The sequence below is a fragment of the Sphingobacterium sp. 40-24 genome, from assembly GCF_001899705.1.
GTDB classification, from domain to species: domain Bacteria; phylum Bacteroidota; class Bacteroidia; order Sphingobacteriales; family Sphingobacteriaceae; genus Sphingobacterium; species Sphingobacterium multivorum.
In genome coordinates, this window is the sequence record NZ_MKWH01000055.1 from 84,573 (window position 1) to 109,331 (window position 24,759).

The 24,759-nt window shown below is 39.4% G+C and carries 24 protein-coding genes; 12 read left to right on the forward strand and 12 right to left on the reverse strand.

What is annotated here, in order from left to right; all coding sequences use genetic code 11:
- Positions 1–9: 9 nt before the first annotated feature.
- The 7 genes from BGP15_RS19650 (at position 10) to BGP15_RS19680 (ending at position 8,770) form a co-directional block, all read left to right on the forward strand.
- Positions 10–1,482: an endo-1,6-beta-glucanase gene (locus tag BGP15_RS19650; RefSeq protein ID WP_286770582.1), complete on the forward strand. Its 1,473-nt coding sequence runs from the start codon at positions 10–12 to the stop codon at positions 1,480–1,482.
- Between the two features lie 57 nt (positions 1,483–1,539).
- Positions 1,540–2,880 (forward strand): DUF5125 domain-containing protein, encoded by a 1,341-nt coding sequence (locus BGP15_RS19655; RefSeq protein WP_286754753.1) that lies wholly within the window; start codon positions 1,540–1,542, stop codon positions 2,878–2,880.
- Positions 2,881–3,070: 190 nt separating this feature from the next.
- On the forward strand, positions 3,071–3,448 hold the full coding sequence (locus tag BGP15_RS19660) for a hypothetical protein (RefSeq protein WP_286770583.1): 378 nt from the start codon (positions 3,071–3,073) through the stop codon (positions 3,446–3,448).
- A 384-nt stretch (positions 3,449–3,832) separates the two neighbouring features.
- A complete protein-coding gene (locus BGP15_RS19665; protein WP_070561728.1) occupies positions 3,833–4,738 on the forward strand; it encodes a hypothetical protein in 906 nt (301 codons plus the stop codon).
- 5 nt (positions 4,739–4,743) lie between these two features.
- Entirely contained in the window at positions 4,744–6,732 is a 1,989-nt protein-coding gene (locus tag BGP15_RS19670) for a TonB-dependent receptor plug domain-containing protein (protein ID WP_286770584.1), read from the forward strand.
- Between the two features lie 23 nt (positions 6,733–6,755).
- On the forward strand, positions 6,756–7,604 hold the full coding sequence (locus BGP15_RS19675) for an MbnP family protein (RefSeq protein ID WP_070561724.1): 849 nt from the start codon (positions 6,756–6,758) through the stop codon (positions 7,602–7,604).
- A 143-nt stretch (positions 7,605–7,747) separates the two neighbouring features.
- A complete protein-coding gene (locus tag BGP15_RS19680; protein WP_286709471.1) occupies positions 7,748–8,770 on the forward strand; it encodes a cytochrome-c peroxidase in 1,023 nt (340 codons plus the stop codon).
- Positions 8,771–8,777: 7 nt separating this feature from the next.
- Here BGP15_RS19680 and folP read toward each other — a convergent pair whose 3' ends face one another.
- From folP to BGP15_RS19700, 4 genes are read right to left on the reverse strand one after another with little or no spacing between them, the layout of a single operon-like run.
- Positions 8,778–9,620 (reverse strand): dihydropteroate synthase, encoded by an 843-nt coding sequence (gene folP, locus BGP15_RS19685; RefSeq protein ID WP_286770585.1) that lies wholly within the window; start codon positions 9,618–9,620, stop codon positions 8,778–8,780.
- A gap of 32 nt (positions 9,621–9,652) precedes the next feature.
- Entirely contained in the window at positions 9,653–10,132 is a 480-nt protein-coding gene (locus BGP15_RS19690; RefSeq protein WP_070561720.1) for a DUF4920 domain-containing protein, read from the reverse strand.
- A 1-nt stretch (position 10,133) separates the two neighbouring features.
- The gene (locus BGP15_RS19695) at positions 10,134–10,712 is read right to left on the reverse strand and encodes an L-threonylcarbamoyladenylate synthase (RefSeq protein WP_286770586.1); all 579 of its coding nucleotides are present in this window, start codon (positions 10,710–10,712) and stop codon (positions 10,134–10,136) included.
- A gap of 24 nt (positions 10,713–10,736) precedes the next feature.
- Complete coding sequence (locus tag BGP15_RS19700) at positions 10,737–11,555, reverse strand: 2,3,4,5-tetrahydropyridine-2,6-dicarboxylate N-succinyltransferase (RefSeq protein ID WP_070561716.1); 819 nt, start codon at positions 11,553–11,555, stop codon at positions 10,737–10,739.
- Positions 11,556–11,731: 176 nt separating this feature from the next.
- On the opposite strand from BGP15_RS19700, the gene BGP15_RS19705 reads away from it, so the two are divergent.
- On the forward strand, positions 11,732–12,142 hold the full coding sequence (locus tag BGP15_RS19705) for an RNA-binding S4 domain-containing protein (RefSeq protein ID WP_286770587.1): 411 nt from the start codon (positions 11,732–11,734) through the stop codon (positions 12,140–12,142).
- Positions 12,135–13,184, forward strand: a complete 1,050-nt coding sequence (locus BGP15_RS19710) for an isoaspartyl peptidase/L-asparaginase family protein (protein ID WP_286754759.1) — start codon at positions 12,135–12,137, stop codon at positions 13,182–13,184. The genes BGP15_RS19705 and BGP15_RS19710 overlap by 8 nt, the downstream gene beginning before the upstream one ends.
- A 118-nt stretch (positions 13,185–13,302) precedes the next feature.
- Here BGP15_RS19710 and ytxJ read toward each other — a convergent pair whose 3' ends face one another.
- The 5 genes from ytxJ to BGP15_RS19735 all read right to left on the reverse strand — a co-directional run bounded on the left by ytxJ (position 13,303) and on the right by BGP15_RS19735 (position 17,923).
- Entirely contained in the window at positions 13,303–13,641 is a 339-nt protein-coding gene (gene ytxJ, locus BGP15_RS19715) for a bacillithiol system redox-active protein YtxJ (protein WP_286770588.1), read from the reverse strand.
- 1 nt (position 13,642) lies between these two features.
- Entirely contained in the window at positions 13,643–14,383 is a 741-nt protein-coding gene (locus BGP15_RS19720; protein ID WP_286770589.1) for a hypothetical protein, read from the reverse strand.
- A 287-nt stretch (positions 14,384–14,670) separates the two neighbouring features.
- A complete protein-coding gene (gene ribH / locus BGP15_RS19725) occupies positions 14,671–15,159 on the reverse strand; it encodes a 6,7-dimethyl-8-ribityllumazine synthase (RefSeq protein WP_070561710.1) in 489 nt (162 codons plus the stop codon).
- A gap of 88 nt (positions 15,160–15,247) precedes the next feature.
- Positions 15,248–15,919, reverse strand: a complete 672-nt coding sequence (locus BGP15_RS19730) for a tetratricopeptide repeat protein (RefSeq protein WP_046674761.1) — start codon at positions 15,917–15,919, stop codon at positions 15,248–15,250.
- Between the two features lie 78 nt (positions 15,920–15,997).
- A complete protein-coding gene (locus BGP15_RS19735) occupies positions 15,998–17,923 on the reverse strand; it encodes a polysaccharide biosynthesis protein (RefSeq protein WP_070561708.1) in 1,926 nt (641 codons plus the stop codon).
- A 134-nt stretch (positions 17,924–18,057) separates the two neighbouring features.
- Here BGP15_RS19735 and BGP15_RS19740 point away from each other — a divergent pair, with 134 nt between their 5' ends.
- Both BGP15_RS19740 and BGP15_RS19745 read left to right on the forward strand, forming a co-directional pair.
- A complete protein-coding gene (locus BGP15_RS19740) occupies positions 18,058–19,269 on the forward strand; it encodes an alanine dehydrogenase (protein ID WP_286770590.1) in 1,212 nt (403 codons plus the stop codon).
- A 112-nt stretch (positions 19,270–19,381) separates the two neighbouring features.
- On the forward strand, positions 19,382–20,233 hold the full coding sequence (locus BGP15_RS19745) for an alpha/beta hydrolase (protein ID WP_070561704.1): 852 nt from the start codon (positions 19,382–19,384) through the stop codon (positions 20,231–20,233).
- 9 nt (positions 20,234–20,242) lie between these two features.
- Here BGP15_RS19745 and BGP15_RS19750 read toward each other — a convergent pair whose 3' ends face one another.
- The 3 genes from BGP15_RS19750 to porX are packed head-to-tail and all read right to left on the reverse strand — an operon-like array spanning position 20,243 to position 23,289.
- Positions 20,243–21,289: an ABC transporter ATP-binding protein gene (locus tag BGP15_RS19750; RefSeq protein WP_286770591.1), complete on the reverse strand. Its 1,047-nt coding sequence runs from the start codon at positions 21,287–21,289 to the stop codon at positions 20,243–20,245.
- 23 nt (positions 21,290–21,312) lie between these two features.
- Positions 21,313–21,723 (reverse strand): tRNA (adenosine(37)-N6)-threonylcarbamoyltransferase complex ATPase subunit type 1 TsaE, encoded by a 411-nt coding sequence (gene tsaE / locus BGP15_RS19755; protein WP_070561699.1) that lies wholly within the window; start codon positions 21,721–21,723, stop codon positions 21,313–21,315.
- A 12-nt stretch (positions 21,724–21,735) separates the two neighbouring features.
- The gene (porX, locus tag BGP15_RS19760) at positions 21,736–23,289 is read right to left on the reverse strand and encodes a T9SS response regulator signal transducer PorX (protein WP_070561696.1); all 1,554 of its coding nucleotides are present in this window, start codon (positions 23,287–23,289) and stop codon (positions 21,736–21,738) included.
- Positions 23,290–23,507: 218 nt separating this feature from the next.
- On the opposite strand from porX, the gene BGP15_RS19765 reads away from it, so the two are divergent.
- Positions 23,508–24,758: an HD domain-containing protein gene (locus BGP15_RS19765; protein WP_286770592.1), complete on the forward strand. Its 1,251-nt coding sequence runs from the start codon at positions 23,508–23,510 to the stop codon at positions 24,756–24,758.
- Position 24,759: the final 1 nt, after the last annotated feature.

Here is a 24,759-nt window from a genome sequence, read left to right on the forward strand (position 1 = left end):
AAAAAAACTATGATATATACATTCTTGTTGTCCTGTCTAGTGACGGCAACATCTTGTAACCGTGACAGCTATACACCTTCACAAGGTGATGAAATTAAAAAAAGTGGTGACGTTACCATTTATACGACGACAGGCAGTCGGTCTTTGGATTTTGGAAAACGCTTTGTTGATTTCAGTTCCAAATTTAACATGTCGCCCAATACAATTACGCTAGATCCTACTAAGAAATTCCAGACGATGGACGGCTTCGGTGCAGCCATCACAGGCTCAACCTGTTATAATTTGATGAAAATGAGTAAGGAAGATCGAACAAAATTTCTTACGGAGACTTTCTCAGATAAAGATGGAATGGGAATGAATTATATCCGTATTGCTATTGGATGTTCCGACTTCTCTTTGAGTGAATATACCTGTTGGGACAAAGAAGGAAAGGAAAATTTTGGATTGCAGTCTGAAGAGACCCAATATATCATTCCGGTGCTTAAAGAAATACTTGCTATCAATCCATCCATAAAAATCATGGGCTCCCCATGGACTCCACCGAAATGGATGAAAGTTAACAACCTAACTGATTTAAAGCCCTTTGATTCATGGACCAGTGGTCAGTTAAATCCAAAATATTACCAGGATTATGGTTGGTATTTCGTTCAATGGATCCAGGCAATGAAGAAAGAAGGCATTAATGTTTATTCAATTACTGTTCAAAATGAACCATTGAATAGAAAAAATTCCGCTTCGCTTTATATGTCTTGGCAGGAACAACAGGCTTTTGTCAAACAAGCTTTGGGCCCACAATTAAAAGCGGCTAATTTATCAACAAAGATTTATGCATTTGATCATAATTATAATTATGATAATATCGCTGATCAGACTGATTATCCTGTAAAAATTTATAATGATGCCGGAGCAGCTTCATTCTTCGCCGGAGCGGCGTACCATAATTATGGTGGGGATAAAGCTGAACTTATTGATATTCATAATCAACGCCCAGACAAGGAACTGGTATTTACGGAAACATCCATTGGGGAATGGAATGATGGACGCAATCTTGAAAAACGTTTGATGGAGGATATGCGAGAAGTTGCATTGGGCACCGTCAACAATTGGAGCAAGGGCGTCATTGTATGGAACCTGATGCTTGATACTGACAAAGGGCCAAATCGCGAGGGGGGCTGCCAGACATGTTATGGCGCCGTGGACATTAGTAAGGCAAATTATAAAAATATAACACGTAATTCACACTACTATATTGTTGGTCATCTTTCCTCAGTGGTTAAATCAGGAGCTACAAGGATTGGGGCTTCTGGGTATACAGCGGAAGGGTTGGTTTATACTGCATTTCAAAATACAGACGGAACCTATGCTGTTGTTCTGTTAAACGAATCGGGCGATAGTCGTAAAATTACCTTGGCAGATGGTAAACATCATTTTAATTATGATGTGCCAGCTAAGTCGGTTGTTTCTTACCGCTGGACCTATTAATTGGAGGATGATAAACCTTAAGCGCTATCAAATGGATAGCGCATAAATTATGAACAAATGAAAAGATATCTCATCAATATACTATTGGGAACTGCTGCTATTACGGCAGTTAGTTCCTGTAAAAAGGATGAAAAATATACCTATCAAATAGGGGATCCTAAAATCGAATTGAAATCGCCCATCTCGACTGCAAATTTTGGGGATAGTCTCGAATTTCAGGTGCATGTGTCGGATAGTGAAGTTGCGCTGTCTACTGTTAAAGCACAATTGTATTTTACAGACGACAAGGTAACAGAAACCGTCATTCGTACCAAACAAAATGGAGATTATACTGGAAAAATTTATGTTCCGTTCCTGAAAGATATTCCCGATGGAAAAGCAACCCTGAAGTTTGTCTTACAGAATATTAGCCAAAAAATAACGGAACAATCTTTTGATATTAATCTGAGCAGACCCGACTTTCCATATTTAACTTTAGTCACAGCATCTAAGTCCTATCGCATGGAAAGGGTAGGGCGTAATCAATATGCGGCAAAAGAGAATTTTCCATTTTCGGTAAAGGGCTATATTCAAGCACCAAAAGTGGGCGCACAAGGCAATCTGATGAATTTTGGTTGGGTCAATAATGTTATAAACCTAGGGTCTACGGCTGAAATCCCATTTTCAAATTCAACTTCTGGAACCTATAGCATCGCATTTAATACCTCAACTTATCAAGCTTCACCGTTTATTATTGCTTATGCCATTAATGGAACGGTATTCAGTCGCCTTGATGATGAGCACTTTAAGGCAGAGTTGAATATGGTAAAAGGCGAGAAGGTGGTTATTGACGGAATAGAAGATCTGAAGAATTGGTGGATTGATCCGGACTATTTTACACAAGCTCCTGACGGATCAATCGCTTTCAACGGAATGAACGGTAAGTATCGCGTTACTGCGGACTTTACCTTAAAATATTTTGTGGTTGAAGCGATGACAGGTAATGATTTAGCAAAATTACAAGATGACGGAAGTGGGGCGGTTTGGATTATTGGTGAAGGAATCGGAAAACCTAAGGTATCCAGTAATCAGGTAGGCTGGAACACAGATAAAGCGCTTTGTCTGGTGCCGCTAGGCAACAAGAAATACCAGATAACTGTTAAGGCAGGAGAGTCTATAAATTCTGATAACATCAATTTCAAATTTTTCCATCAAAAAGGATGGGGCGGTGAATTTGGTGGCACAGACCTGACAACGACAAGTGATATCGTTTTTGTGGGGGATGGAAAGAATGGACGCGACTCGGGCAATCTTGGCATCAAAACCGCTAAAGTATTAGAGACCGGTAAAACCTATGTTTTTACATTGGATTTAGCTGCAGGCAATAAGAAAGCTGTCTTGACGATTGCAACAAAATAATTATAATTGAGTCTTATAAGTCCTAGGTAGTAGTCTTCCTAGGACTTTTTCTTTTAAATAGCATTTGTTTATTCCAAGATTCATTTGTTATATTTGCCCAAACTCACACAGATTATCATGAGTTGGCCAGTTTACAAGATAATGAAGTAATCTTCCTGATGTAAGCTGCTATTGAGAATAAAATATTCGAATGAAAATCAGACTGTTTATATGGATTCTATTACCCTTGATGCTCCTGCAGAGCTTCTCAACGGTATGGCTATGGACAGTCTTCGAGTTGAATCGAGATTATATCGCACGTTACGAATGTATCAATCGTTTTAACGATAATGCGTTTGCCTGTCGAGGCCAGTGTATTTTGATGAAGAAAATGCGCGAACATGAGGAAAAGGAACAAAAAAATCTTGAATTACGTATCATTGATGTTGTTTTTATAAATAATACGCAAGATTTTACGTTTAAAAACACGGCTCTTTATGAAGACACTGTGGAGCGCCTACTTCCAGTATATAAAGAAGATTATTCCTATAATCCCATCTTTACAATATTTCATCCCCCTTTGGTTTAAATCCAGCTAGTAATTTATTTGAATAAGTAATCGATCGCTGATGATGATTTACAGTGTATGCTAACGCTAGCATCGCTTTAGAATTGCGTTGTCAAAATGCGTTTAGCGATGTCTTGTCAAAGTAATCAATCTTCCGATTAAACTACTTATTCAGTATTTATTTCAAAGAAACCAATATGGTTATTTGGACTACATTGCGATGTGGCTCTGAATCATTATAATGTTGATCGTGGTTAGTAATCTACTTAAAATCAACAGGATGATTTTATTTCGCTACAAAAATATATCCATTTGTCATATAGGATGCCAGCATGATTTATTTAAACCGGGCTTGCGAGTTCACGAAGTAAATCGGAAAGCTTCCTTATACATGAAATATTATAGATGAGAGATTTATTTATAAAAAAAGCGGGTTTTTATATCGCGATTATAGGTCTTCTTGTAGTCGGCTGTACCAAGGCGAAAACAGACTATGAGGCCGAACGAGGAAATACTGTTGAAGAGAATATGGAGTTTAAAGAGGTTACAAGCCTTATTTCTTCAGGGTACAATATTCATATTGAAGCCCCGGGCGGGGTATTGTACCGCGGTTATAATGATATCCGCGTGAAAATCAATAAGCAGCAAAATAATGAACCTGTAGCCGTTTCCGCAGTCAAATTGCTGCCCATCCAAACCAATATGCAAGGAATGAAAATTGTTTGTCCAAACCAGTCCGTAATGGACCATACGTTGGATGGGAGCTACTTTTCGGGTTACAGTGTGTTTACAGATGAAAGTTCTGCAGCAGCAAACTGGAGTTTGGAAATCGATTTTAAAATTGGCGATCAGACTTTCTCTGCTGCACAGCATGTAACTGTAATGCCGCAGACCAATAAAAATCGTAATATAACCACCTTTACCGGGAAAGATGGCGAACACTATTTAATCGCCTTGATTGCTCCTTGGAAACCAAATGTTGCTGAAAATAAACTGGTCGCAGGTATTTATAAATTAGACACTGCGCAATTGTCTTATACAAGAGTCAACGGATACACCTTGCAGTTAGATCCGCGTATGCCAGAACCTTCGATGGGTAACCATTCTTCCCCCAATAATAAGGACTTGGTCCAACAGGCCAACGGATTGTACCAAGGTGTTGTGAATTACACCATGACAGGCAACTGGACGTTGAATTTTATTTTGGTCAACCAAAATGGAAGGGTAATAGCAGGAACTGAGGTACCCAAAGACTTTACACCTGGGGTAGAAGGGCGTAAAAGTGAGTTATACATCGACATTCTATTTTAGAGGCTATGAAGAAAATAAGTGTTATGCTCTTTATGTTGTCTTTGGGATGGAACGTACACGGACAAAACAATCCTATTACGCGCGATACCACGAGACGTCTAGCGGAGGTTACAGTCACCGCAGCTACTAAAAGGAGGATCGAAAACGATCTAAAGATGACAGTCTCCGTGGATGAATATTTGGCTTCTGCAAGTAATATCAGCTTCATCAAACGTGGTGCCTACGCTTGGGAACCCCTACTCAATAATATGAGTAGCGAGCGTTCGATAATTACGATCGACGGGATGCATGTCTTTGGAGCATGTACGGATAAAATGGACCCGATAACCTCTTATGTAGAAAGTAATAATCTTGCTGCCATCGATATTAAATCGGGGCAGGAGGGTAATCTGCATGGCGCTACGGTCGCGGGCAGTATAGATCTAAAAAGAAGGAATACCTCGTTTGGGCTGCAGAAAAAAATTGGCGGAGCCTATCAGACAGGTTTTGAATTCAATAATAAGCAGACGTTCAATCTTGGAAATTTATATTACTCAAGCGACAAATTTGTGGCAGATGGAAGTATTGCCTTCCGGAAGGCTGGAAATTATTATGATGGAAATGACGATGAAGTACGGCATTCGCAATATAATAAATTCAATGCGTCTTTGGGCTTGGCCTATAAAACAAGTCCGCTCTCTGCCGTTAGGGTGGATGCTATTTTTGATCGGGCAAAAGATGTGGGATTTCCAGCTTTACCAATGGACCTATCCTTATCCAGAGCGATCATCACTTCCGCTACATACAAACAGTTGTTTGAAGAGGGCTTGGTAAAAGTATGGGACACCAAAGTTTATTTTAATGCTGTTGAGCACTATATGGATGATACAACCCGTCCGGAGAATTTGGTCCATATGGATATGCCAGGCTGGAGTACGACCTACGGTCTTTTATCTAAAATTAATCTGCAGAAAGACCGCTATTCTTCGGAAATACAGGTAAATGCTTACGATAATCTATCGATAGCTGAGATGCGCATGTACCCGCAGGATCGATCCAAACAGACCATGTTTGCCTATAGCTGGCCATGGGTGACCACACGATTCGCGAGTGTAGCCATTAATAACTCGTTAGATCTTTCTGATATCAGTAGACTTGTCTTTGGGGGGTCATTGGGTTTGAATTATAACTATTCGAAATACGTTGAATTCAACTGGATCTTCCATCCGGGTTCTCCACAGAAGAAAAATAGAATTCTGCCGAGCCTACATGCTAGCTATCAGTTAAATATTGGTCAGTTTGACTTTTCTCTAGGAACAGGGTTTGGGCATCGTGCTCCTTCTGTTTCGGAAGCGTATGGTTACTACATCTATAACAGTTTCGATCGTTATGACTATATCGGAAATCCAGATTTAAAAAATGAAGTTTCTTATGAAGCCAATGCCAGTGCCGGATTTAAGACCGGAAAGCTAAGCATTGGGGCCAAGGCCAATTATTTCTTTATACAAGACTACATTATTGGCCGGATTTTGAGTTTGGGTAGCCCCATGAACTATCAATCGGTAGGCGTAAAAGGCTATACCTCTTTAGATCATGCGACGCTGTTTAATCTGGCACTCAATGCGCAATATCAAATTTTGCCAGGTCTAGATTGGAAAGCTATACTTACCTATGCCAGAGGGCAAGACAATATGGGCGGAAACCTGCCCTTTATACGTCCCTTAAATTATCAAACATCACTGCATTACCGATACAAAATGATCGGCGTGAAAACTTCAATGAACGGGGACTTTAGTCAAGTCAATTTTAGTCCTGAATACGGAGAGGACCAAACTGCATCCTATAAGATTTGGAATGTATCGGCAGATTATAACTTCAATATTGGGAAATTAAATGCCGCGTTTCAGGTCGGTGCGGAGAACCTTTTCAATGAATACTATAGTACCTATGCGGATTGGGGAAATATACCACGCATGGGTAGGAATATTTTTACATCCTTAAAAATCAATTTTTAAATACCTTAAAACTTAAAAATAAAATGAAAAACAATGCAATTAAACTCCTGATGATCTCTTTGGTTATGGTTTCTTGTAGCAAAAGTGAAGACGTCGCTAACAGTGTTAACTTACATTTCAACAATACATTTAAAAATACAACAATTGTGCTGGGTAGTGCAGATTCCCCAGCTGCCACGACAAATACATCCGCCAGCGGACAACTGTATCAGTTTTCTGAGCTAAAGTATGTAATTAGCAATATCAGACTTATTAAAGCCGATGGGTCTGAGATCCCTTATAATGTAAATGACCTGGATAAAGGGGCTACAGTAATTGATCAGGCGAAAGCAGCAACTTTAAATTATGTACTGAGTAATATACCTGTTGGCGAGTATAAACAGATCAAATTCGGTTTGGGGGTAAAACAGGAAATAAATACGCTGGATCAACTGAGATTCCCAGTTTTCTATGCAACAGCAGGAGCAAATGATACTAAAATGCATTGGGAATGGGGGACAGGTTACCGATTTACGAAATTGGAGGGCTTTTATGGTGTTGATCATAAAGAGTTGTCTATTCACACAGGGAGTACGGTCAACGGTACAAACGGCGATGAATCCACTTATAAACAGGGCGTAGATGCTTACCGGGACATTACCTTGAATTTACCTTCCATAGTTACTGTTGGAAAAAGTATACCACAGATTAACATCAGGGCAGATTTCGATAAACTCCTAAGCGGTAAAACGAATACCATCACATTGGGGGCCAATAATGCTACACCTAGTATTCATTCAGCAGTGGAAATGGTGAAGTTTGTTGATAATCTTGGCGGCAACGGAAGCAGCGATACAGCAGGGATGTTCACTGTTGAAGGTGTTTCTAACTAAATATGATGTAAATGGCTATGATCTGGAATGCGATTGTAGCCATTTATGGAAAATACATTAGGCATAAAAGTGAACGGATGCTTTCTGCGTTAGACTCTTGTTTGCATTTTGAATATTCATCAACCCTTGATAAAATTAATAGGATGAAAAAAGTCATCTTAATCCTGACCATTATAGTGATTGCTTTATCCTGTAGTAGGGATGATATTGTTGGTTCTAAGCTGGAAGATAACCCTATAGTCACTTTCAATATTCCTGCAGATTTTCCGAGTCTAAATAATGCGTTTAAGAGCAATAAGCCAACAAAATATGGTGTTGAATTGGGGGAAAAGCTGTTTCATGAGAAAAGATTCAGTGGAAATAATACGATATCATGTGCCAGCTGCCATAACCCCGCATTGGCTTTTTCCGATGGAAAAATGCAGGCGGTAGGGATAGATGATCGTGTTGGATTTCGGAATACGCCGCCTTTGCAGAATTTGGCTTTTATGAAATTTTATAATTGGGATGGCAATATACTCGAACTGGAAAAGCAACCTTTAGTTCCAATTATCACGCATGAAGAGATGAACTCTTCTATCTTGGAGGTTATCGGCAAAATTAATGGGGATTTTGACTACAAAGTATTGTTCAAGAAGGCTTTTGGCGATGAGAATATTACACCTGAACGAATTTATAAAAGCATTGGACAATATGAGTATACCCTAATTTCAGCCGACAGTAAATATGACAAGGTAAAACGAGGTGAAGGGGAGCAATTCACTATTGAGGAAGAACGGGGGTATCAGCTGTTTAAATTGAAATGTGAAAGCTGCCATGCATCGGAATTATTTACCGATCAGAGTTTTAGAAATGTCGGGTTTCCGTTAAACAAACATCCAGATGAGGCCGGGCGAGCACGTATCACAGGTATTGATACAGACTATATGGCTTTTCGGGTACCTTCTTTAAGAAATGCGGAGTATACAGCGCCTTATGGAAGTTTTGGGCAGTTCCCAACGTTGAAATCTGTGCTGGATTATTTCGACAAGGGTGTTTTGGATGCAGCTAACCTTGATCCGATTTTGAAAGAAAATGGAAAAAGAATTCCTATGACAGAAGAAGAAAAGGAAGCGATCATCGCTTTTATTAAAACATTAAGTGATCCGAAATTTGTAGGCAAATAATGCTGATTTACGAATAGAAGAGATCAACCAATTGCTTCGCTTCCTTTACATCATGTACGCGCAGAATTTGTACACCTCTTTCGAGAAGTAGCGTATTTAAAGCAGTGGTGCCGTTTAAAGCTTCCTGGGCGGTGATTCCGATTTTTTTATAAATCATGGATTTACGGGATATTCCGCCCAAAATTGGTAATTCAAAGTAATGAAGTTCATTGACACGATAGAGTAACTCATAGTTTTGTTCCACTGTCTTTGCAAAACCAAATCCCGGATCAAGAATAATGTCTTTTACCCCCATACTTCTTAGCGTCGCAATGCGGTCACCTAAAAAGGTGGCGACGTCAGTTACAATATCGTTGTAATCGGTTTTTTCCTGCATATTTTCAGGAATACCGCGCATATGCATGAGAATATACGGAACTTGATATTTTGCTACCGTGGCGAACATGTTATCGTCGAGTGTACCTCCCGAAACATCATTTATGATGTGCACTCCCGCATCGATTGCCGCAGCGGCAACGTCTGCCCTAAAGGTATCTATTGATAAAATTGCGTCAGGAAATGCAGTTTTAATCGCCCGAATAGCAGGAAGAGCTCGATCCATTTCCTCCTGTGATGAAATCAATGGAGCACCTGGACGTGAGGAATAGGCGCCAATATCAAGGATTTGAGCACCTTCAAGCAATAGCTTCTTGGCTTTCTCTACCGCAAGTTCGACGGTTGTATTGTCGCCACCATCATAAAATGAATCTGGAGTCACATTGAGTATCCCCATAATAATGGGCTTTTCGAAGGTCATTAAGGTACCATCGACCAGTATGGAATGACAGGGTGAGGGGTGGAATCTTTTCATCAGAACAATGCTAGGCGTGGTGAAAGACGGTCTTATTTGACAACCAAAACGCCGTCGGCAATAATGCTAATATCTTTTTTAGGTTGAGTAATCTGATCTATTTCAGCCTGTGATTTACCCAGATCCTTTGCCGCATGTTGTAACGACGCTACAGAAACTTCTTTTTTCTTCGCAATACCCTCGACAACAACCGTTTTGCCGACAATGTCTGCTGGCATGAAGAAACCATAGTCCTTAAAACGAACGGTAATAGGCTCTTCACCTTCCCGTTGCAACGTCATGAAACAGCCTTTTTTCTTACATACCTCAACGACCTTACCGGCTACCTTTCCGTTGAATGCGTTCTTTTGCGTAAGTTCTTTTTCAAGCTTTGCTACTGAAATCGCATTGGACGCAGAGATTTCTTTCCCATATTTTACACCAGGTTTGGCGCCGGGAATATCCTTTTGCTGTGCCAAAGATATATTGGTAACAGCAAAGGCTAATGCAAAAAATAAAACGATCTTTTTCATGCTATTTTCTAATAAATTCAAATTTACCACTAGGGTCCAGCTTCATGACAGTAGATGATTTCCCATCTGTTGTTACGTTTCTGTCATAGGTAACAATATAGTCTACCCCATCCTTGATGGCATCCGAAATTTCGTCAAAATCTTTTGCCGTTGGCTCACCACTGATATTTGCCGAAGTTGAAATGATCGGTTTGCGAAACCGTTGCAAAAGCTGTTCACAAAAAGGGTGTTTGACAATTCGAATGCCAATTGAACCGTCCTCAGCAATTGCATTGGGCGCAAGATTTTTGGCATTCGAATAGACAATTGTCAAGGGTTTTTCTGTATATTCAATAAGTGGATAAGCCACATCCGGGATTTCATTTACATAACTCGCTAATTGATTGTCGTTGTGTAAAAGGACGATCAGACTTTTGGATTTATCTCTTCCTTTTAGTTGGAAAACTTTCTCCACGGCTTCTGGATTGGTGGCATCACAGCCTATCCCCCAAATGGTGTCGGTGGGGTATAGAATTAATCCGCCGTTTTTTAACGTCTCCAAGGCCTTATTCAAATCCTCACGATCTACGAATGCACTCATCTTATCTTTATACTAGTTTTAACTTTATACAGCTACATTATGATCACGTAGTGCGTCATTTAATGAAGTCTTTTTGTCTGTAGACTCTTTACGTTGACCAATGATCAAAGCGCAAGGAACTTGGTATTCCCCCGCTGCAAATTTCTTGGTGTAAGAACCCGGAATAACAACAGAGCGGGCAGGTACATAACCTTTATATTCTACAGGTTCAGGTCCCGTAACGTCGATAATTTTTGTTGAGGCTGTCAATACAACATTGGCACCTAATACAGCCTCTTTTTCTACACGAATGCCTTCTACTACGATCGCTCTTGAACCGATAAAAACATTGTCCTCAATAATAACCGGGGCTGCTTGTACCGGCTCCAATACACCTCCAATTCCGACGCCGCCACTTAAGTGTACATGTTTCCCAATTTGCGCACAAGAGCCAACAGTTGCCCAGGTATCCACCATGGTACCTTCGTCTACATAAGCACCGATATTAACGTAAGAAGGCATCATAATCACTCCTTTAGCCAAATATGCACCTAAACGAGCGGAAGCTCCAGGTACGACACGTACACCTGTGTGCTTGTAGTCTGTTTTTAATTTCATTTTATCATGAAACACAAAAGGACCTGCAGTCATTTCGCGCATATCATTGATTGGAAAATATAAGATGACCGCTTTTTTTATCCAATCATTTACATGCCATCTTGTACCGATCATCTCAGCCACACGGATTTCACCGCTATCCAACTTCATGATAACAGCGCGGATCGCTTCTGTATATTCTTTATACTCCAATAATTGTCTATCTTCCCAAGCTTCCTCAATCAATTTTTTAAGTGGCTCTACCATATTATTTGTTTGCTTATTTGAATTAGTTTATTTTGATGTACAAACTTAGATAAAGTTGCAGTTAAAAGCAACTTTATCCATGGCTCCTTGTGCTTTAAGCATATATTTATAACGGAAATATGTTAATTTACCTGGAAGGGGCCCCGATAGTTTCTGAATATAATTATTTTTGTAATATGGCTGGAACATCAGAAAAATTGAGAATTGATAAATATTTGTGGTCAATTCGCTTATTTAAGACAAGAACCTTGGCAACAGAGGCCTGTAAGGCTGGACGAGTAAAACTCAAAGGCCAAAATATAAAACCCTCTTATGAAGTTAAGATCGGAGATGTATACCATATCCAAAAGGGAATTGAAAAAAAAGTGGTGCAGGTGACAGGTCTTTTAGACCGTCGTGTTGACGCCAAGACTGCTGTTCAATTCTACGAAGATCAGACGCCTGTAGAAGAAACGGTAGGGTTTAAATCCGTATTTCATGCTCCTGTCCTAAAACGCGATCGCGGTACAGGGCGTCCTACGAAAAAAGACCGTCGTGAGATAGATGATTTACAATCTTCAGAATGGTGGGTGAAAGAAGATGAATAAGCTCAAGATAAGTGCTGTGATAATTGCGGGAGCCCTGTTGGCTATCTCCTGTAAGTCGTATAAAAAATCTGTAAACGTGACAGAGGGCGGATTTGTTTTGGCGATCCATGGTGGAGCGGGGACGATCTTGAAAAAGAATATGACAGATTCGATGGAACAAGCTTATCGGATTGTCTTAGAGCAAGCACTTCGTATAGGCTACCAAAAGTTGCAAGAAGGTAAATCCAGTTTGGATGCCGTCGAATCGGCTATCCATGTGATGGAAGACTCACCTTTGTTTAATGCAGGGAAAGGAGCGGTTTTTACACATGACGGACGCAACGAGCTGGATGCCTCGATCATGGATGGTAAATCCTTGGCTGCGGGCGCAGTTGCAGGAGTGACGACGATCAAAAATCCAATCTCAGCAGCAAAAGCGGTGATGGAACAGTCTGAGCATGTTATGATGGTGGGGAAAGGTGCCGAAGAATTTGCAAGAAAAGTGGGGCTAACCATCGTAGATCCTTCTTATTTTTGGACTAAAGCACGTTGGGATGCTTTGCAGAAAGTGAACAGGGAGGACAGTACGCAAACACAACTAGATCACGATCAAAAACAAAGCTCACGTTTAGGAATCATCAATAAGGATGCTAAATTTGGTACAGTTGGTTGTGTTGCTTTGGATAAAGCAGGTAACCTGGCCGCCGGTACATCTACAGGAGGGATGACAAACAAGAAGTTTGGACGTGTCGGAGATTCGCCAATTATTGGTGCTGGAACGTATGCGAACAATAATACCTGTGCTGTTTCCTGTACTGGATGGGGAGAATATTATATCCGAGCCGTGGCTGCATATTCGGTGTCTGCTTTAATGGAATACAAAGGTGAGTATGTTGATAAGGCGAGTCAGCAAGTGATCGATCGGATTGGTGAAATGGGCGGTAATGGCGGCATGATAGCGCTGGATAAAAATGGACATGTTGCGATGCCTTTTAATACCGCCGGGATGTATCGCGGTACGGTGACTAAAGACGGTAAGATAACAGTAGAGATTTATAAATAGCCAATTCAGCTGTTTTCATCATCATAAAAAATCCCAAGGGGTCAATAGAATATATATTGACCCCTTGGGATAAATTTTACTAAAATTTTTTATGGAACAGCAGTTATGGCCTATACTATTAAATTGCCGTCAGGTATTGTTCTATCTCATCAAATTGGATATCACCATGTGAAGCATCATATAGACTTTCTTTTCCTTCAACAATCAGTATTTGAGGTGACTGATGCTCTACATTCCACCGTTGGGCAATTTCATTTGATAGTGGACGGTAGCGCAAAAGATCTAAAAGATAAATCGCATAATCATGGTCTGAAGTCGCAGACATACGCTCAAGACTGCGCTTTGCCATATTGCTGATACCACAAGTCGTGCTATGTTTAAAGATCGCTGCAACTTTATCGGATTGATAAAGCTCCTGTAGCTGTTCTTCTGTATTTAATTCTATCCAATTAATCATATTATAGTTCTGTAAATTTTTTCTGTTCTACCTGTACAAAAGATGAAATAGAGGAGAATGTACAACTCTTTTGGTCATTGCTTGTGGAATTGAAAAAACTAGGTAAACGTATACCGTCGCCGATCTCCTTATATTTGCTCACCTCATAGGTGTTTTTTTCGCCCTTATCTATGTATTCGTAACGTACAATCTCACCGGTATTTTGATCAATGTAAAGCAGACCATCCATCTTTGAGCCGAAGATAGGGCCAGATGAGCTGATAGTTGCGATAGTTAATTTTTGTCCACCACTAAAGCTTTCCTTTTGGCTTTTCAGCTGCACATTCTTCTGTCCGATCAAGGTGGGTAAAAGTAGTAGATTGAGATCCGAAAATAGCTGGTTTTTAATTGACTTTTTTAGCTCTGGCCCATCTCCAGCTATATTCCCTCCAATAAAGAGTTTATCGGCCCCTGGATTCTTAAAATTAAACAGATAGGTCACCTGATCTGTGCCGCTATAGCCGTCAAATCGACATGCTCCGGTGCTGCGATTGAACAAGAATTTTCGCTCTTCTTTTGACAATTGGTCGGAGATGGTATTTCCCTTTGCTGAGAATGCCAAATATTGCAAAGAATCCCATTTTTCCTGGCCACCAATACTTTGCCAAATCTGCTTGTTTAGACTATCGTCTTGTGCCACTAGATCCAGCTGACAGAATAACGTCAGCATAACGACCAAGAGTACATTCGATAATGTTTTCATAATCCTATTTTTTTAAGAAACAATCATCAAGTAAGCCGTATCAAAATTGATCGGGATAAACTTCATCATTGCGTCATTGTCTATAAAACTATCGATTGTTGTACATCTGATTTACAATACAATCAAAACAATTCAATAACAATTTATTCCAGTGAAAAAATAAAAATCGATTAATAAGATAACTGAATATGTTATTAATCGATTTGTCCAAAATATAAGTAACTGAGTAATAAGCTGTGCTCAGTAATACTTTTCATCATTGAATGGTAGGCAAAATTAATACCAAACTAGAATTTTTTGGCAATATGAGCCATTTGTATTGCTGTAATAGCAGCTTCCTCGCCTTTGTTGCCATGTTTTCCACCAGCACGATCCAATGCTTGCTGAAGGTTATCAGTAGTTAATACACCAAAAATGGCTGGTTTATTGTATTTGAGCCCTACATTGGCAATGCCATTTGCAACTGCATCGCAGATAAAATCAAAGTGTCTCGTCTCACCCTGAATGACGCAGCCTAAACAAATAACAGCATCAAAATTCTGGTTTCTGAACACAAGATCTGCTCCCGAAATTAATTCGAAACTTCCAGGAACCTCGATGACTTGGATATTTTTTTCTTGAGCGCCATGCTTCTCTAAGCCTGTAATTGCACCATTCAATAATGCACCTGTGATTTCTGCATTCCATTGTGCAACAACGATTGCAAATTTGAATGGACTTGCATCCGCAACCTGAATATGCGAAAAGTCGGATAAATTTTTAATGCTACTTGCCATAATAGGAACAAAGATAGTGATTTTAGATGGGCACAAAAAAAGAGGCTATCAAATAGCCTCTTTTTAGTATATTTTTATAATTATTCTATTATAAATGTGCTTGTACACGGCCTAATAAACCATCAATTGTTGAAGCTTCTTGGCTCTCCGGAAAATCTGTTTTAATCTTCTTGTAAGCTGTCTCTGCACTTTTGTAGTCATTTTGGGCTTCATATACAAGTCCTAGTTTTTTCAAAAAGAGTGGAGTTGTATAGGAGTTGCTTGATTTTTCAGAAGCCTGCTTATAGTAGTCTGCAGCTTTTTTGTAGTCTTTTAATTCTGAATAAGCATCACCTGTTAAACCAATTACGAGTGGATCTAGAATTTGACTTCCTGTCGGAGCATATTTTTCAAGCGCTTTTGCAGCTTCATCGAATTTACCTTGACGCAAATACAAACCTCCTAAATATGCGTTTGCAATATTTGCTGATTTTGTATTGGAATATTCGTCCGCAATTTGTTTAAATCCAAGAAATGCACCATCGCCCATGATTGCTTTACTTTGTAACGAATCAATTGTAGCAAGCTGTTCTGCTTTGTACATACGATTCGAAGCTTCTTCTGCTCTTGGATCTAGATAAAGCTTTTGATATCCAAAATAAAGTAAGATCAATACAACGATACCACCTAAAATGAACACGACACTTTTTTGGTTATCTTGAAAAAAAGATCCTTTTGAAGGTTTGAAACCTTGATTTGTATTATTTGTGTTTTTAGACATTACTAATCAGTAAAATATGGATTGCAAAAATACACTTTTCGAGCAAATTTGCAAGTGTTTTGCAAATTTTAACGTGAATTAACTTTGGTTTTCCGACTCATTCGATAGTTCAATTTCCTTATCTAGCTGTTCGTAGATGGAGTTTTTACTTTTGAATTCAGGTACAATAATTTTCATTTGATAGACAACTTCGTTTTTGTTCTGCGTCGCTAAACGCTGTTGCAATTCTCCGATTTTCATACACACCCTATCATAATTATTTTCTCTGACTTTGGCGATCATGATTTTCTCGTGGTGCGTCGGTAAGGTATTCTCTAAATCATTTAGTAATTCCTCATATAGTTTTTCACCAGGCCTTAATCCCGTGAATTTTATTTCAATATCTTCATTCGGTTTAAATCCCGAAAGGCGAATCATTTTTTTAGCTAGCTCTACTATTTTTACAGATTTACCCATATCAAAGACAAAAATTTCGCCACCTTGTCCCATTGTTCCAGCTTCAAGGACTAGTCGGCATGCTTCGGGAATGGTCATAAAATACCGTGTAATTTCTGGATGAGTAACGGTTACAGGGCCACCTTTTTGAATCTGGTCCCTGAATCGGGGGATAACAGATCCATTGGAGCCTAAGACATTGCCAAAGCGTGTTGTTATAAATTTGGTGTGAACACTTGCCCCCAATGTATTTTCCAAATGATTGTTTAACGATTGTACATAGATTTCTGCGATACGTTTTGTCGCCCCCATGATATTCGTGGGATTTACAGCTTTATCGGTAGAGACAAAGACAAATTTTTCAACCTGAAATTCTACGGCTAAATCCGCCAAATTCTTTGTTCCCATAACATTGGTCTGTACCGCTTCCAAAGGATGGTTTTCCATCATTGGCACATGTTTGTATGCTGCCGCATGATAAACATAGTGCGGCTTGAACGTGTCAAAAAGCAATTGCATCCTTTTTGTACTTCGGACGTCTGCTATATAAGTATGATAGACTTGATTTGGGAATTCATCTTGAAGGTCAAGCTGGAGATTATGTAAGGGGGACTCTGCTTGGTCACAAAGAATAATCATCTGGGGCTCGTATCTTCCCAATTGGGTTGCAATTTCACTTCCGATAGAACCGGCTGCTCCAGTAACAAGGATTCTTTTGCCCTTCGTCTGGCTTAAGATGTGGTCGTCGTTAATCTTGATCGGCTCCCTTTCCAACAAATCTTCAATTTTTATTTTCTGAATCTGATTGGGGTTAAGGTCGCCATTCATGATCTTTTTAACGGGCGGAAGTGTTAAAATATTGACGTTTTTTTCGAGCGCGACATCTGTTATTTCATTTTTGCGGTCCGAAGGGATGTTGTGTGACGCGATGATGACCTCTTCAATATTTAGTGTGTTGATGAGGTGGCTAAACTTTTGAGAAGAGTAAATTTTGGTCCCATCAATTACTTTGTTGATTTTTTGATCATTATCATCCAAGAATCCTACAATAGCATTTTTGGAACGTACATCATGGTCTAAGGTTCTTTTTACAGCAATCCCCAAATCACCAGCTCCGTAGATCAGTGTTTTTTTTCTGGAACCGTTGACTTTTTTGGTGTATAGAAAGAAAATCTTAATAATTGTTCTATATACAGTTAAAATAAGAAAGGAGAATAGGGCAAAGAAGATAATGAGTGCCGTTGGAATGTTGCGCTCGATTTCATTTGCTTGGATAACTAGTTTTATAACGAGGAGAACAAACACACTGAATGTTATCGTTGATAATATACGTATGGAATCGATGGCGCTTGTGTAACGCACGATCCCAGTATACATTTTAAAGAGATAGAACGACAAAGAACATACACCGATAAATAAAATGTAACGAATGCTAAAATCAATATCGAGTAAAAAATCGAAATTAAAATCATAATAAATGACATTTGCGAGGAGATAAGCGACGGATACACTAAAGATGTCCAATAAAAAAATGATCCACCGTGGCACTATATTGACTTTACTGAGCATGGTATTATATCTGATTAATTTAAAACAAATGTAGATAAATTTGTTTCATTCCAAAGCTGTGCCAAACCAAATTTATCTTCGTTTGATAAGATTGATTATTTATTGTAATTTTAGCTAACGATCAATTTTACAAGATGAATGAGTTAGGAAAGCTTGCGAGTCAGGCTATGATTTCTCCAAAAGAGATGCTGTTTGAGAAGAAAAAGAATGCAAAAAGTTTATTTATTGGCATTCCAAAAGAAATCTCGCTTCAGGAAAAGCGAATTTGCCTGACACCATTAGCGGTTGCATTATTGGTAGAAAATGGGCACGAAGTAATCATTGAGACGGGAGCAGGAGCAGGAGCCAATTTTTTGGATCACCATTATAGTGAGCAGGGAGCCCGTATTGTATCTTCAAGAGAAGAAGTGTACCAAGCGGATCTGATCATCAAGGTTGGCAGCCCTGTAATTAGTGAAGTCAAGCTGATGAAAGAAAGACAGCTTTTATTATCTTCTCAGCAACCTTCACTTATGAACTTGGATGTCTTAAAGGCATTAATGCATAAAAAAATTACCGCAATTTCTTACGAATATTTAAGAGATGAGGGCGGTTGCCTAGCTGTGGTTCGTGCTATGAGTGAAATCGTAGGGGCGACGGCAACTTTAATTGCTGGAGAGTATCTGAGCAATGCATTTGGAGGCAAGGGACTGATGCTCGGCGGCGTTACCGGGGTAGCCTCGACCGAAGTTGTTATTATCGGCGCAGGGACCGTTGGTGAACAAGCTGCTCGGACGGCTTTGGCGCTAGGAGCAGAGGTAAAAGTATTTGATAATTCGATTTATAAACTTAGACGCCTACAAAATAACCTGGGTAGTCGTGTGTTTACATCTGTTATACAACCTATTATTTTAAACAAAGCCGTGATCAGTTCAGACGTTGTTATCGGTGCTTTACGAGCGCTTAATGGACGTTCCGCTTGCGTGATTTCGGAAGAGACCGTTTCTAAAATGAAACCCAATTCCGTTATTATAGATGTAAGCATTGATCAAGGGGGCAATTTTGAAACTTCGGAGGTGACCTCTCACGATAAACCTATCTTTCGGAAATTTGATGTTATTCACTATTGTGTTCCTAATATAGCGTCTCGGGTAGCGCGAACAGCCACCTATGCCATGAGCAATATCTTCACTTCGATTTTACTCGATTTTGCTGAACTCGGGGGATTGAAAAATGCCATTTGGAAGAACCCTGGTATTCGAAGTTCCATTTATTTGTATCAAGGTAATCTGACGAATATAGATATGGCCGCCAGGTTTAATATGACAGCAAAGGATTTAGATTTATTAGTCGTCTCTTCGTTATAAATTCTAAGCGTATCCAGCTGCTTCTTGATCTACTCCATGCAGATGTTGCATGTAAAATGGAAGGATATTTCTAGTAAATATAATTTTGCGATCTTTTTTAAATGTTATTTAAATGAAAAAAGTTTTTATGATTTTATGTTCCTTGATCTCGCTTGTTAAAGCGCAGGAGGCAATCAACCTTTATGCAGATTCTATTCCAAATGCGACTGATAAAGAGCAGGTAAATTTAGAAAAGAACGTCCCCAAGCTATTTGCCTATACAGCAGATAAAAGTGTCGATAAAAATATCGCCGTACTGGTTATTCCTGGGGGCGGGTATGCTCATATCGCAATGGATCATGAGGGACATGCCGTTGCTAAAGAGTTGGTGAAAAATGGGTATTCGGCATATGTTTTGCAATATCGATTGCCTTCGCCGAATATCATGCGTGACAAATCTATAGGGCCTCTTCAGGACGCGCAGCGGGCAATGCAATTGATCAGAACCCTGCACCCCGGACTTCGAAAGGTGGGGGTTATCGGATTTTCCGCAGGCGGACATTTGGCTTCCACTTTAATAACGAAGTTTAAGAAAGACTATATAGTGAATCCTTCACATGTATCCCTAAGACCTGATTTTGCTGGATTAATTTATCCTGTAATCTCTATGCAAAATGATATCACACACAAAGGTTCGCGTATAAATCTCATCGGAGAAAACCCTTCAGAAGACCAAATCAACCTTTTTTCTTCCAATTTGCAGGTATCTCCTGAAGTTTGTCCGGTTTTCTTTGTACATGCCAAAGACGATACAGCTGTACCGATAGAAAACAGTTATAGAATGATTGCTGCTCTGGACAAGTCAAAAGTACCCAACAAGCTTTATACCTTTGAGCAAGGGGGACACGGCTTTGGATTAATTAACAAAACTTCGGATAAGTTATGGTTTGACGCATTTTTATCTTGGCTTGATACACAGGACTAAGCTATGCAATTAATGGTCAAAAGAGATCCAGTGGGATATTGTTAGGTCAACAGCCTGTTGTTTTTGTGGAATTATTTGCGATGTAATAATCGCATGTAAGTTAATCTCATTATTGCTGACGACGATTTCATAATAAAAACCTCTGAATCGGACATCTTTCACAAAAAAAGTAGACTGCTCAGATGGACTGATTGAGATCCATTCTTGATGTATCGCGATTGGTTTTTCGCTTGCTATGCCTAAATTTTGAGCTTGCTCAACCTGTAATATATTGCTTTTTGCCAATAATTGGGCAGTATAAGGGTGCGATGGATTGCTGTACAACACATGTGGGTTGTTTTGATCCAGGATTTTGCCAGATTTCATCACAATAAGATTATCTGCCAGGGCAAGTACTTCCGTCGGATCGTGTGAAACTAAAATGACGGTTAGCCCGGTTTCTTTAACAATATCCTTGATGTCCTGTTGTAAGGTATCCCTAAAAGAGGCATCGACCTGATTGAATGGTTCATCCATAAGTAAGACTTCAGGCTCGTTGATTAGTGCACGACAGATTGCGACGCGTTGTTTTTCTCCGCCACTGATGTCGGCTACTCTTTTTTTAGCGAGGTGATCAATCCGTAGACGTTGTAATATTTCCGCAGTTTTGTCTTGTTTGCGTTTGATATCTGTGTTTGGCAATTGGGAAGCAACATTATCCCATACATTGGCATACGTATTCAAATCGTCAAAGCCTTGCGAGACTAATTTCATGGCATCATGTCCGGGGATCAGCTTGTCCTTGCGCGTCGGGACCTGCCAACCTTTATAGCGCACAATGCCACCAGTTGGTTCCAAAAGACCGTATATAAGTCTAAGCAAGGTACTTTTTCCACTACCAGATTCACCAATGATCGCTGTTATTTTTCCTTCGTCGATATCGAAAGAACTATTTTCAACAGCAAACTGCATATTGTTCTCATGAAAGGAAAAGCTCAAGTGTTCGGCATGTATAGCCGCTAATCCGGGCACATGGATATCAGTTGGAATATATTGACAAGAGGATGAATGAGCCATAGTAGGGAGTCGAAAAAAGGTAGTTAACGAATAGAAATTTGACGTGTTGTTGCATCTAGGATGCTAATATGTATCTCTTTTGCTTCTTCAGGAAGTAAGTTGGGGATTTTCTCCGGCCACTCAACAAAGCAATAAGCACCTGAATAGAAATATTCCTCATAACCAAAATCGAATGCCTCTTGTTCATCTTTAATGCGATAAAAATCAAAGTGATATACGGGGCCAGCTGGAGACTCATATTCATTAACAATGGAGAATGTTGGACTAGATGTACTATCTTGTACATTCAATTGTTTACACAGGTGTTTTACAAAAGTTGTCTTTCCTGCTCCCATGGAACCATATAATAGAAAAATCCGGTCCTTTGGAAAACTATTTAAAAGTGTCTGAGCCGCTTGAGATAGATCTGCTGTGGTATTTACAATAATTTCCATGTTGCAAAATTACTATTTCGGTAGGTATGTCGCAAAGGGGATAATCATTTCTTCTAGCGATATTCCACCATGTTGGAATGTTCCATTAAAGTAATTGACAAATTGATTGTAGTTGTTGGGGTAAACAAAATACGAATCTTCTTTGGCAAAAACGTATGTTGAACTTACATGAAGTTTAGGCAGCTGTGCCTCGTGGGGATTTTTGATAGCAAAAACATCTTTGTCAATATAGTTCAGGTTTTTCCCTTGCTTATATCTCAAATTTGTATTTGTGTTGCGGTCACCAACTATTTTACTTGGTTTTTTTACCCGGATCGTGCCGTGGTCGGTTGTAATGATCACACGAACTTTCTTTTGAGAGAGCCATTTTATAACCTCTAATAAAGGTGAGTGTTCAAACCATGACAATGTAAGCGAGCGATATGCCGCTTCGTCGTTTGCTAATTCACGAATCATAGAGCTGTCTGTACGTGCGTGAGAAAGCATGTCAACAAAGTTATACACCAATACATTCAGTTGATTGTGCATCAAATTACCAAGATTGTCTAACACATCCTTTCCTTGTTCCAGAGTCAAAATTTTCGTGTAGGAGTGTTTTATGGACTTGCGGTAAAGTCGTTTGATCTGATCTTCCAAAAATTTATCCTCATATAAATTCTTGCCGCCTTCATCTTCATCGTTTTGCCATAATTTCGGAAAGCGTTTTTCCATTTCCAGTGGAGTTAAGCCACTAAAGATGGCATTTCTAGCATATTGTGTTGCTGTTGGTAAAATACTGTAATAGGTTATCTCCTCCTCAAGTCTAAAATAATCGGTAATGACCTCATTGATAATTTTCCATTGATCGAAGCGCAAATTGTCTATTAGAAAGAAAAATGTCGGAATATGATCTTCTATGGTCGGAAATACCTTCTTCTTAAATAGCTGGTGGGATAGAATGGGCGCGTTTTCGGGACGATTAATCCATTGTATATAGTTGTTTTCAATAAATTTTGAGAATTGCATGTTTGCTTCGGATTTTTGCATCGTCAGAATTTCATGCATATTGTTATCTTCAAGCTTTTCGAGAGACAATTCCCAGTAGACCAATTTTTTGTAGACTTCTGACCATTGATTGAAATCCAAATTGTCATTTAGGATCATCCCTAAATTGCGGAAGTCTTGTTGATAGGCCATGGATGTTTTCTCATTGACAAGACGCTTGTTCTCCGTTAATTTTTTAATTGTCATCAAGATCTGCTTGGGGTTGACCGGCTTGATCAGATAATCATCTATTTTGGAGCCGATGGCATCTTCCATGACATGTTCTTCTTCGTTTTTTGTAACCAGAACAACAGGGACAGTAGGGTTGATCGATTTGAGTATAGCAAGTGTTTCGAGCCCGGTTAGCCCAGGCATATTTTCGTCTAGGAAAACGAGGTGGAAAAAACCATTCTTAAAGGCTTCAACGGCATCATTTCCATTGTTGACCGTGTCAACTTTGTAACCTTTGCTTTCTAAAAATAAAATGTGTGGTTTTAGAAAGTCAATCTCATCGTCAGCCCAAAGGATATGTGTTTTTTGCATCTTGTTATTATATGTCTATTAGTAGAGGGGAGGATCGGATTTTCGATCTCATGCTAACATAAGCAAATATCGTGCTTTAGATTTTATTTTTAACATTTCTTAACGGTGAACTAACTATCTTTGTTTTAAGTTTATACTAGTGTAACCCAAGGCTTCGTAATTAAAGCGCTCGGTTTCATAATTTATAGTGTTGATGATCGTATTAATTTGTCGCCACGTTGAACAAAAATAAAATTATTAATGATCCGGTATATGGATTTGTCGCTATTCCTACAGGATTGGTCTTCGACTTAGTGCAACATCCTTATTTTCAAAGGCTCCGCTATATTAAGCAGGTGAGCATGACGCATCTTGTCTATCCCGGAGCTTTACATACTCGTTTTCAGCACGCCATAGGGGCGATGCATTTGATGTCAATGGCTTTGGAAACTTTGCGGAGTAAAGGTGTCATCATTTCTGCGGATGAAGAGGAGGCTGTTCTTTCGGCAATTTTGCTGCATGATATCGGTCATGGTCCTTTTTCCCATTCTTTGGAGCATAGTTTGATTGAAGGAGTTTCACATGAGTTATTGTCCTCTCTGTTGATGGATCGTATCAACCAGGATTTGGGCGGAAGGTTAAGCTTGGCAATTACAATCTTTAACAATAAATATGAACGCAGATTTCTCCATCAATTGGTGTCGAGCCAATTGGACGTTGATCGAATGGATTACCTCAATAGAGATAGTTTTTTTACCGGTGTATCGGAAGGCGTGATCTCATTTGATCGTATCATAAAAATGCTCAATGTCGTGGCGGATGAAATCGTGGTGGAATATAAAGGGCTGTATTCTGTGGAGAAATTCCTGATTGCACGACGGCTCATGTATTGGCAAGTCTATTTACATAAGACCGTTATCGGTGCTGAACAATTATTGATTAAAATTCTGCAGCGGGCAAAATATTTAACGGCTACTGGTCATAAGCTCTTTTCTACCCCGGCTTTTCATTGGTTTTTAAGCCAGCAGGTCAACAAAACTAATTTTTTGGATGACCCGTTACATTTGGATTGGTTTACTCGTTTAGATGATACGGATATTATGTCTGCGATAAAAACATGGGAACATCATGAGGATTCTATTTTAAGTACAATGTGCCAGCGCGTTATGAAACGTAATCTATATCGCTCTGTCATGAGCAATAAACCATTCTCGCCAGCATATGTAGATTTAGTGAAATCGAAAGTACAAGCTGAGCTGGGTGTGGCTCAGGAGGATATTCATTATTATGTATTTATGCAGGAAATTCAAAACCGTGCCTATAATTCTTCCAAGGATCAAATAAAAATATTATTGAAATCCGGTGAGCTCGTGGATATAACAGAGGCTTCTGATCTAGGGAATTTAGAAGCACTATCGAAAAATGTGGCTAAATACGCCTTATGTTATCCAAAAGAGGTGGGATATGTTGCAATTACTTCCATCAAGTAGT

What these genes read in the sequence shown, in the direction of transcription:
- porX (WP_070561696.1), bottom strand. Translation starts at nt 23,289, where the DNA reads ATGCAAAAAACACATATCCTTTGGGCTGACGATGAGATTGACTTTCTA.
- BGP15_RS19705 (WP_286770587.1), top strand. Translation starts at nt 11,732, where the DNA reads ATGGCTGGAACATCAGAAAAATTGAGAATTGATAAATATTTGTGGTCA.
- BGP15_RS19745 (WP_070561704.1), top strand. Translation starts at nt 19,382, where the DNA reads ATGAAAAAAGTTTTTATGATTTTATGTTCCTTGATCTCGCTTGTTAAA.
- BGP15_RS19735 (WP_070561708.1), bottom strand. Translation starts at nt 17,923, where the DNA reads ATGCTCAGTAAAGTCAATATAGTGCCACGGTGGATCATTTTTTTATTG.
- BGP15_RS19750 (WP_286770591.1), bottom strand. Translation starts at nt 21,289, where the DNA reads ATGGCTCATTCATCCTCTTGTCAATATATTCCAACTGATATCCATGTG.
- BGP15_RS19680 (WP_286709471.1), top strand. Translation starts at nt 7,748, where the DNA reads ATGAAAAAAGTCATCTTAATCCTGACCATTATAGTGATTGCTTTATCC.
- BGP15_RS19675 (WP_070561724.1), top strand. Translation starts at nt 6,756, where the DNA reads ATGAAAAACAATGCAATTAAACTCCTGATGATCTCTTTGGTTATGGTT.
- tsaE (WP_070561699.1), bottom strand. Translation starts at nt 21,723, where the DNA reads ATGGAAATTATTGTAAATACCACAGCAGATCTATCTCAAGCGGCTCAG.
- BGP15_RS19660 (WP_286770583.1), top strand. Translation starts at nt 3,071, where the DNA reads ATGAAAATCAGACTGTTTATATGGATTCTATTACCCTTGATGCTCCTG.
- ytxJ (WP_286770588.1), bottom strand. Translation starts at nt 13,641, where the DNA reads ATGATTAATTGGATAGAATTAAATACAGAAGAACAGCTACAGGAGCTT.
- BGP15_RS19670 (WP_286770584.1), top strand. Translation starts at nt 4,744, where the DNA reads ATGAAGAAAATAAGTGTTATGCTCTTTATGTTGTCTTTGGGATGGAAC.
- BGP15_RS19650 (WP_286770582.1), top strand. Translation starts at nt 10, where the DNA reads ATGATATATACATTCTTGTTGTCCTGTCTAGTGACGGCAACATCTTGT.
- folP (WP_286770585.1), bottom strand. Translation starts at nt 9,620, where the DNA reads ATGAAAAGATTCCACCCCTCACCCTGTCATTCCATACTGGTCGATGGT.
- ribH (WP_070561710.1), bottom strand. Translation starts at nt 15,159, where the DNA reads ATGGCAAGTAGCATTAAAAATTTATCCGACTTTTCGCATATTCAGGTT.
- BGP15_RS19700 (WP_070561716.1), bottom strand. Translation starts at nt 11,555, where the DNA reads ATGGTAGAGCCACTTAAAAAATTGATTGAGGAAGCTTGGGAAGATAGA.
- BGP15_RS19695 (WP_286770586.1), bottom strand. Translation starts at nt 10,712, where the DNA reads ATGAGTGCATTCGTAGATCGTGAGGATTTGAATAAGGCCTTGGAGACG.
- BGP15_RS19710 (WP_286754759.1), top strand. Translation starts at nt 12,135, where the DNA reads ATGAATAAGCTCAAGATAAGTGCTGTGATAATTGCGGGAGCCCTGTTG.
- BGP15_RS19690 (WP_070561720.1), bottom strand. Translation starts at nt 10,132, where the DNA reads ATGAAAAAGATCGTTTTATTTTTTGCATTAGCCTTTGCTGTTACCAAT.
- BGP15_RS19730 (WP_046674761.1), bottom strand. Translation starts at nt 15,919, where the DNA reads ATGTCTAAAAACACAAATAATACAAATCAAGGTTTCAAACCTTCAAAA.
- BGP15_RS19740 (WP_286770590.1), top strand. Translation starts at nt 18,058, where the DNA reads ATGAATGAGTTAGGAAAGCTTGCGAGTCAGGCTATGATTTCTCCAAAA.
- BGP15_RS19665 (WP_070561728.1), top strand. Translation starts at nt 3,833, where the DNA reads ATGAGAGATTTATTTATAAAAAAAGCGGGTTTTTATATCGCGATTATA.
- BGP15_RS19655 (WP_286754753.1), top strand. Translation starts at nt 1,540, where the DNA reads ATGAAAAGATATCTCATCAATATACTATTGGGAACTGCTGCTATTACG.
- BGP15_RS19720 (WP_286770589.1), bottom strand. Translation starts at nt 14,383, where the DNA reads ATGAAAACATTATCGAATGTACTCTTGGTCGTTATGCTGACGTTATTC.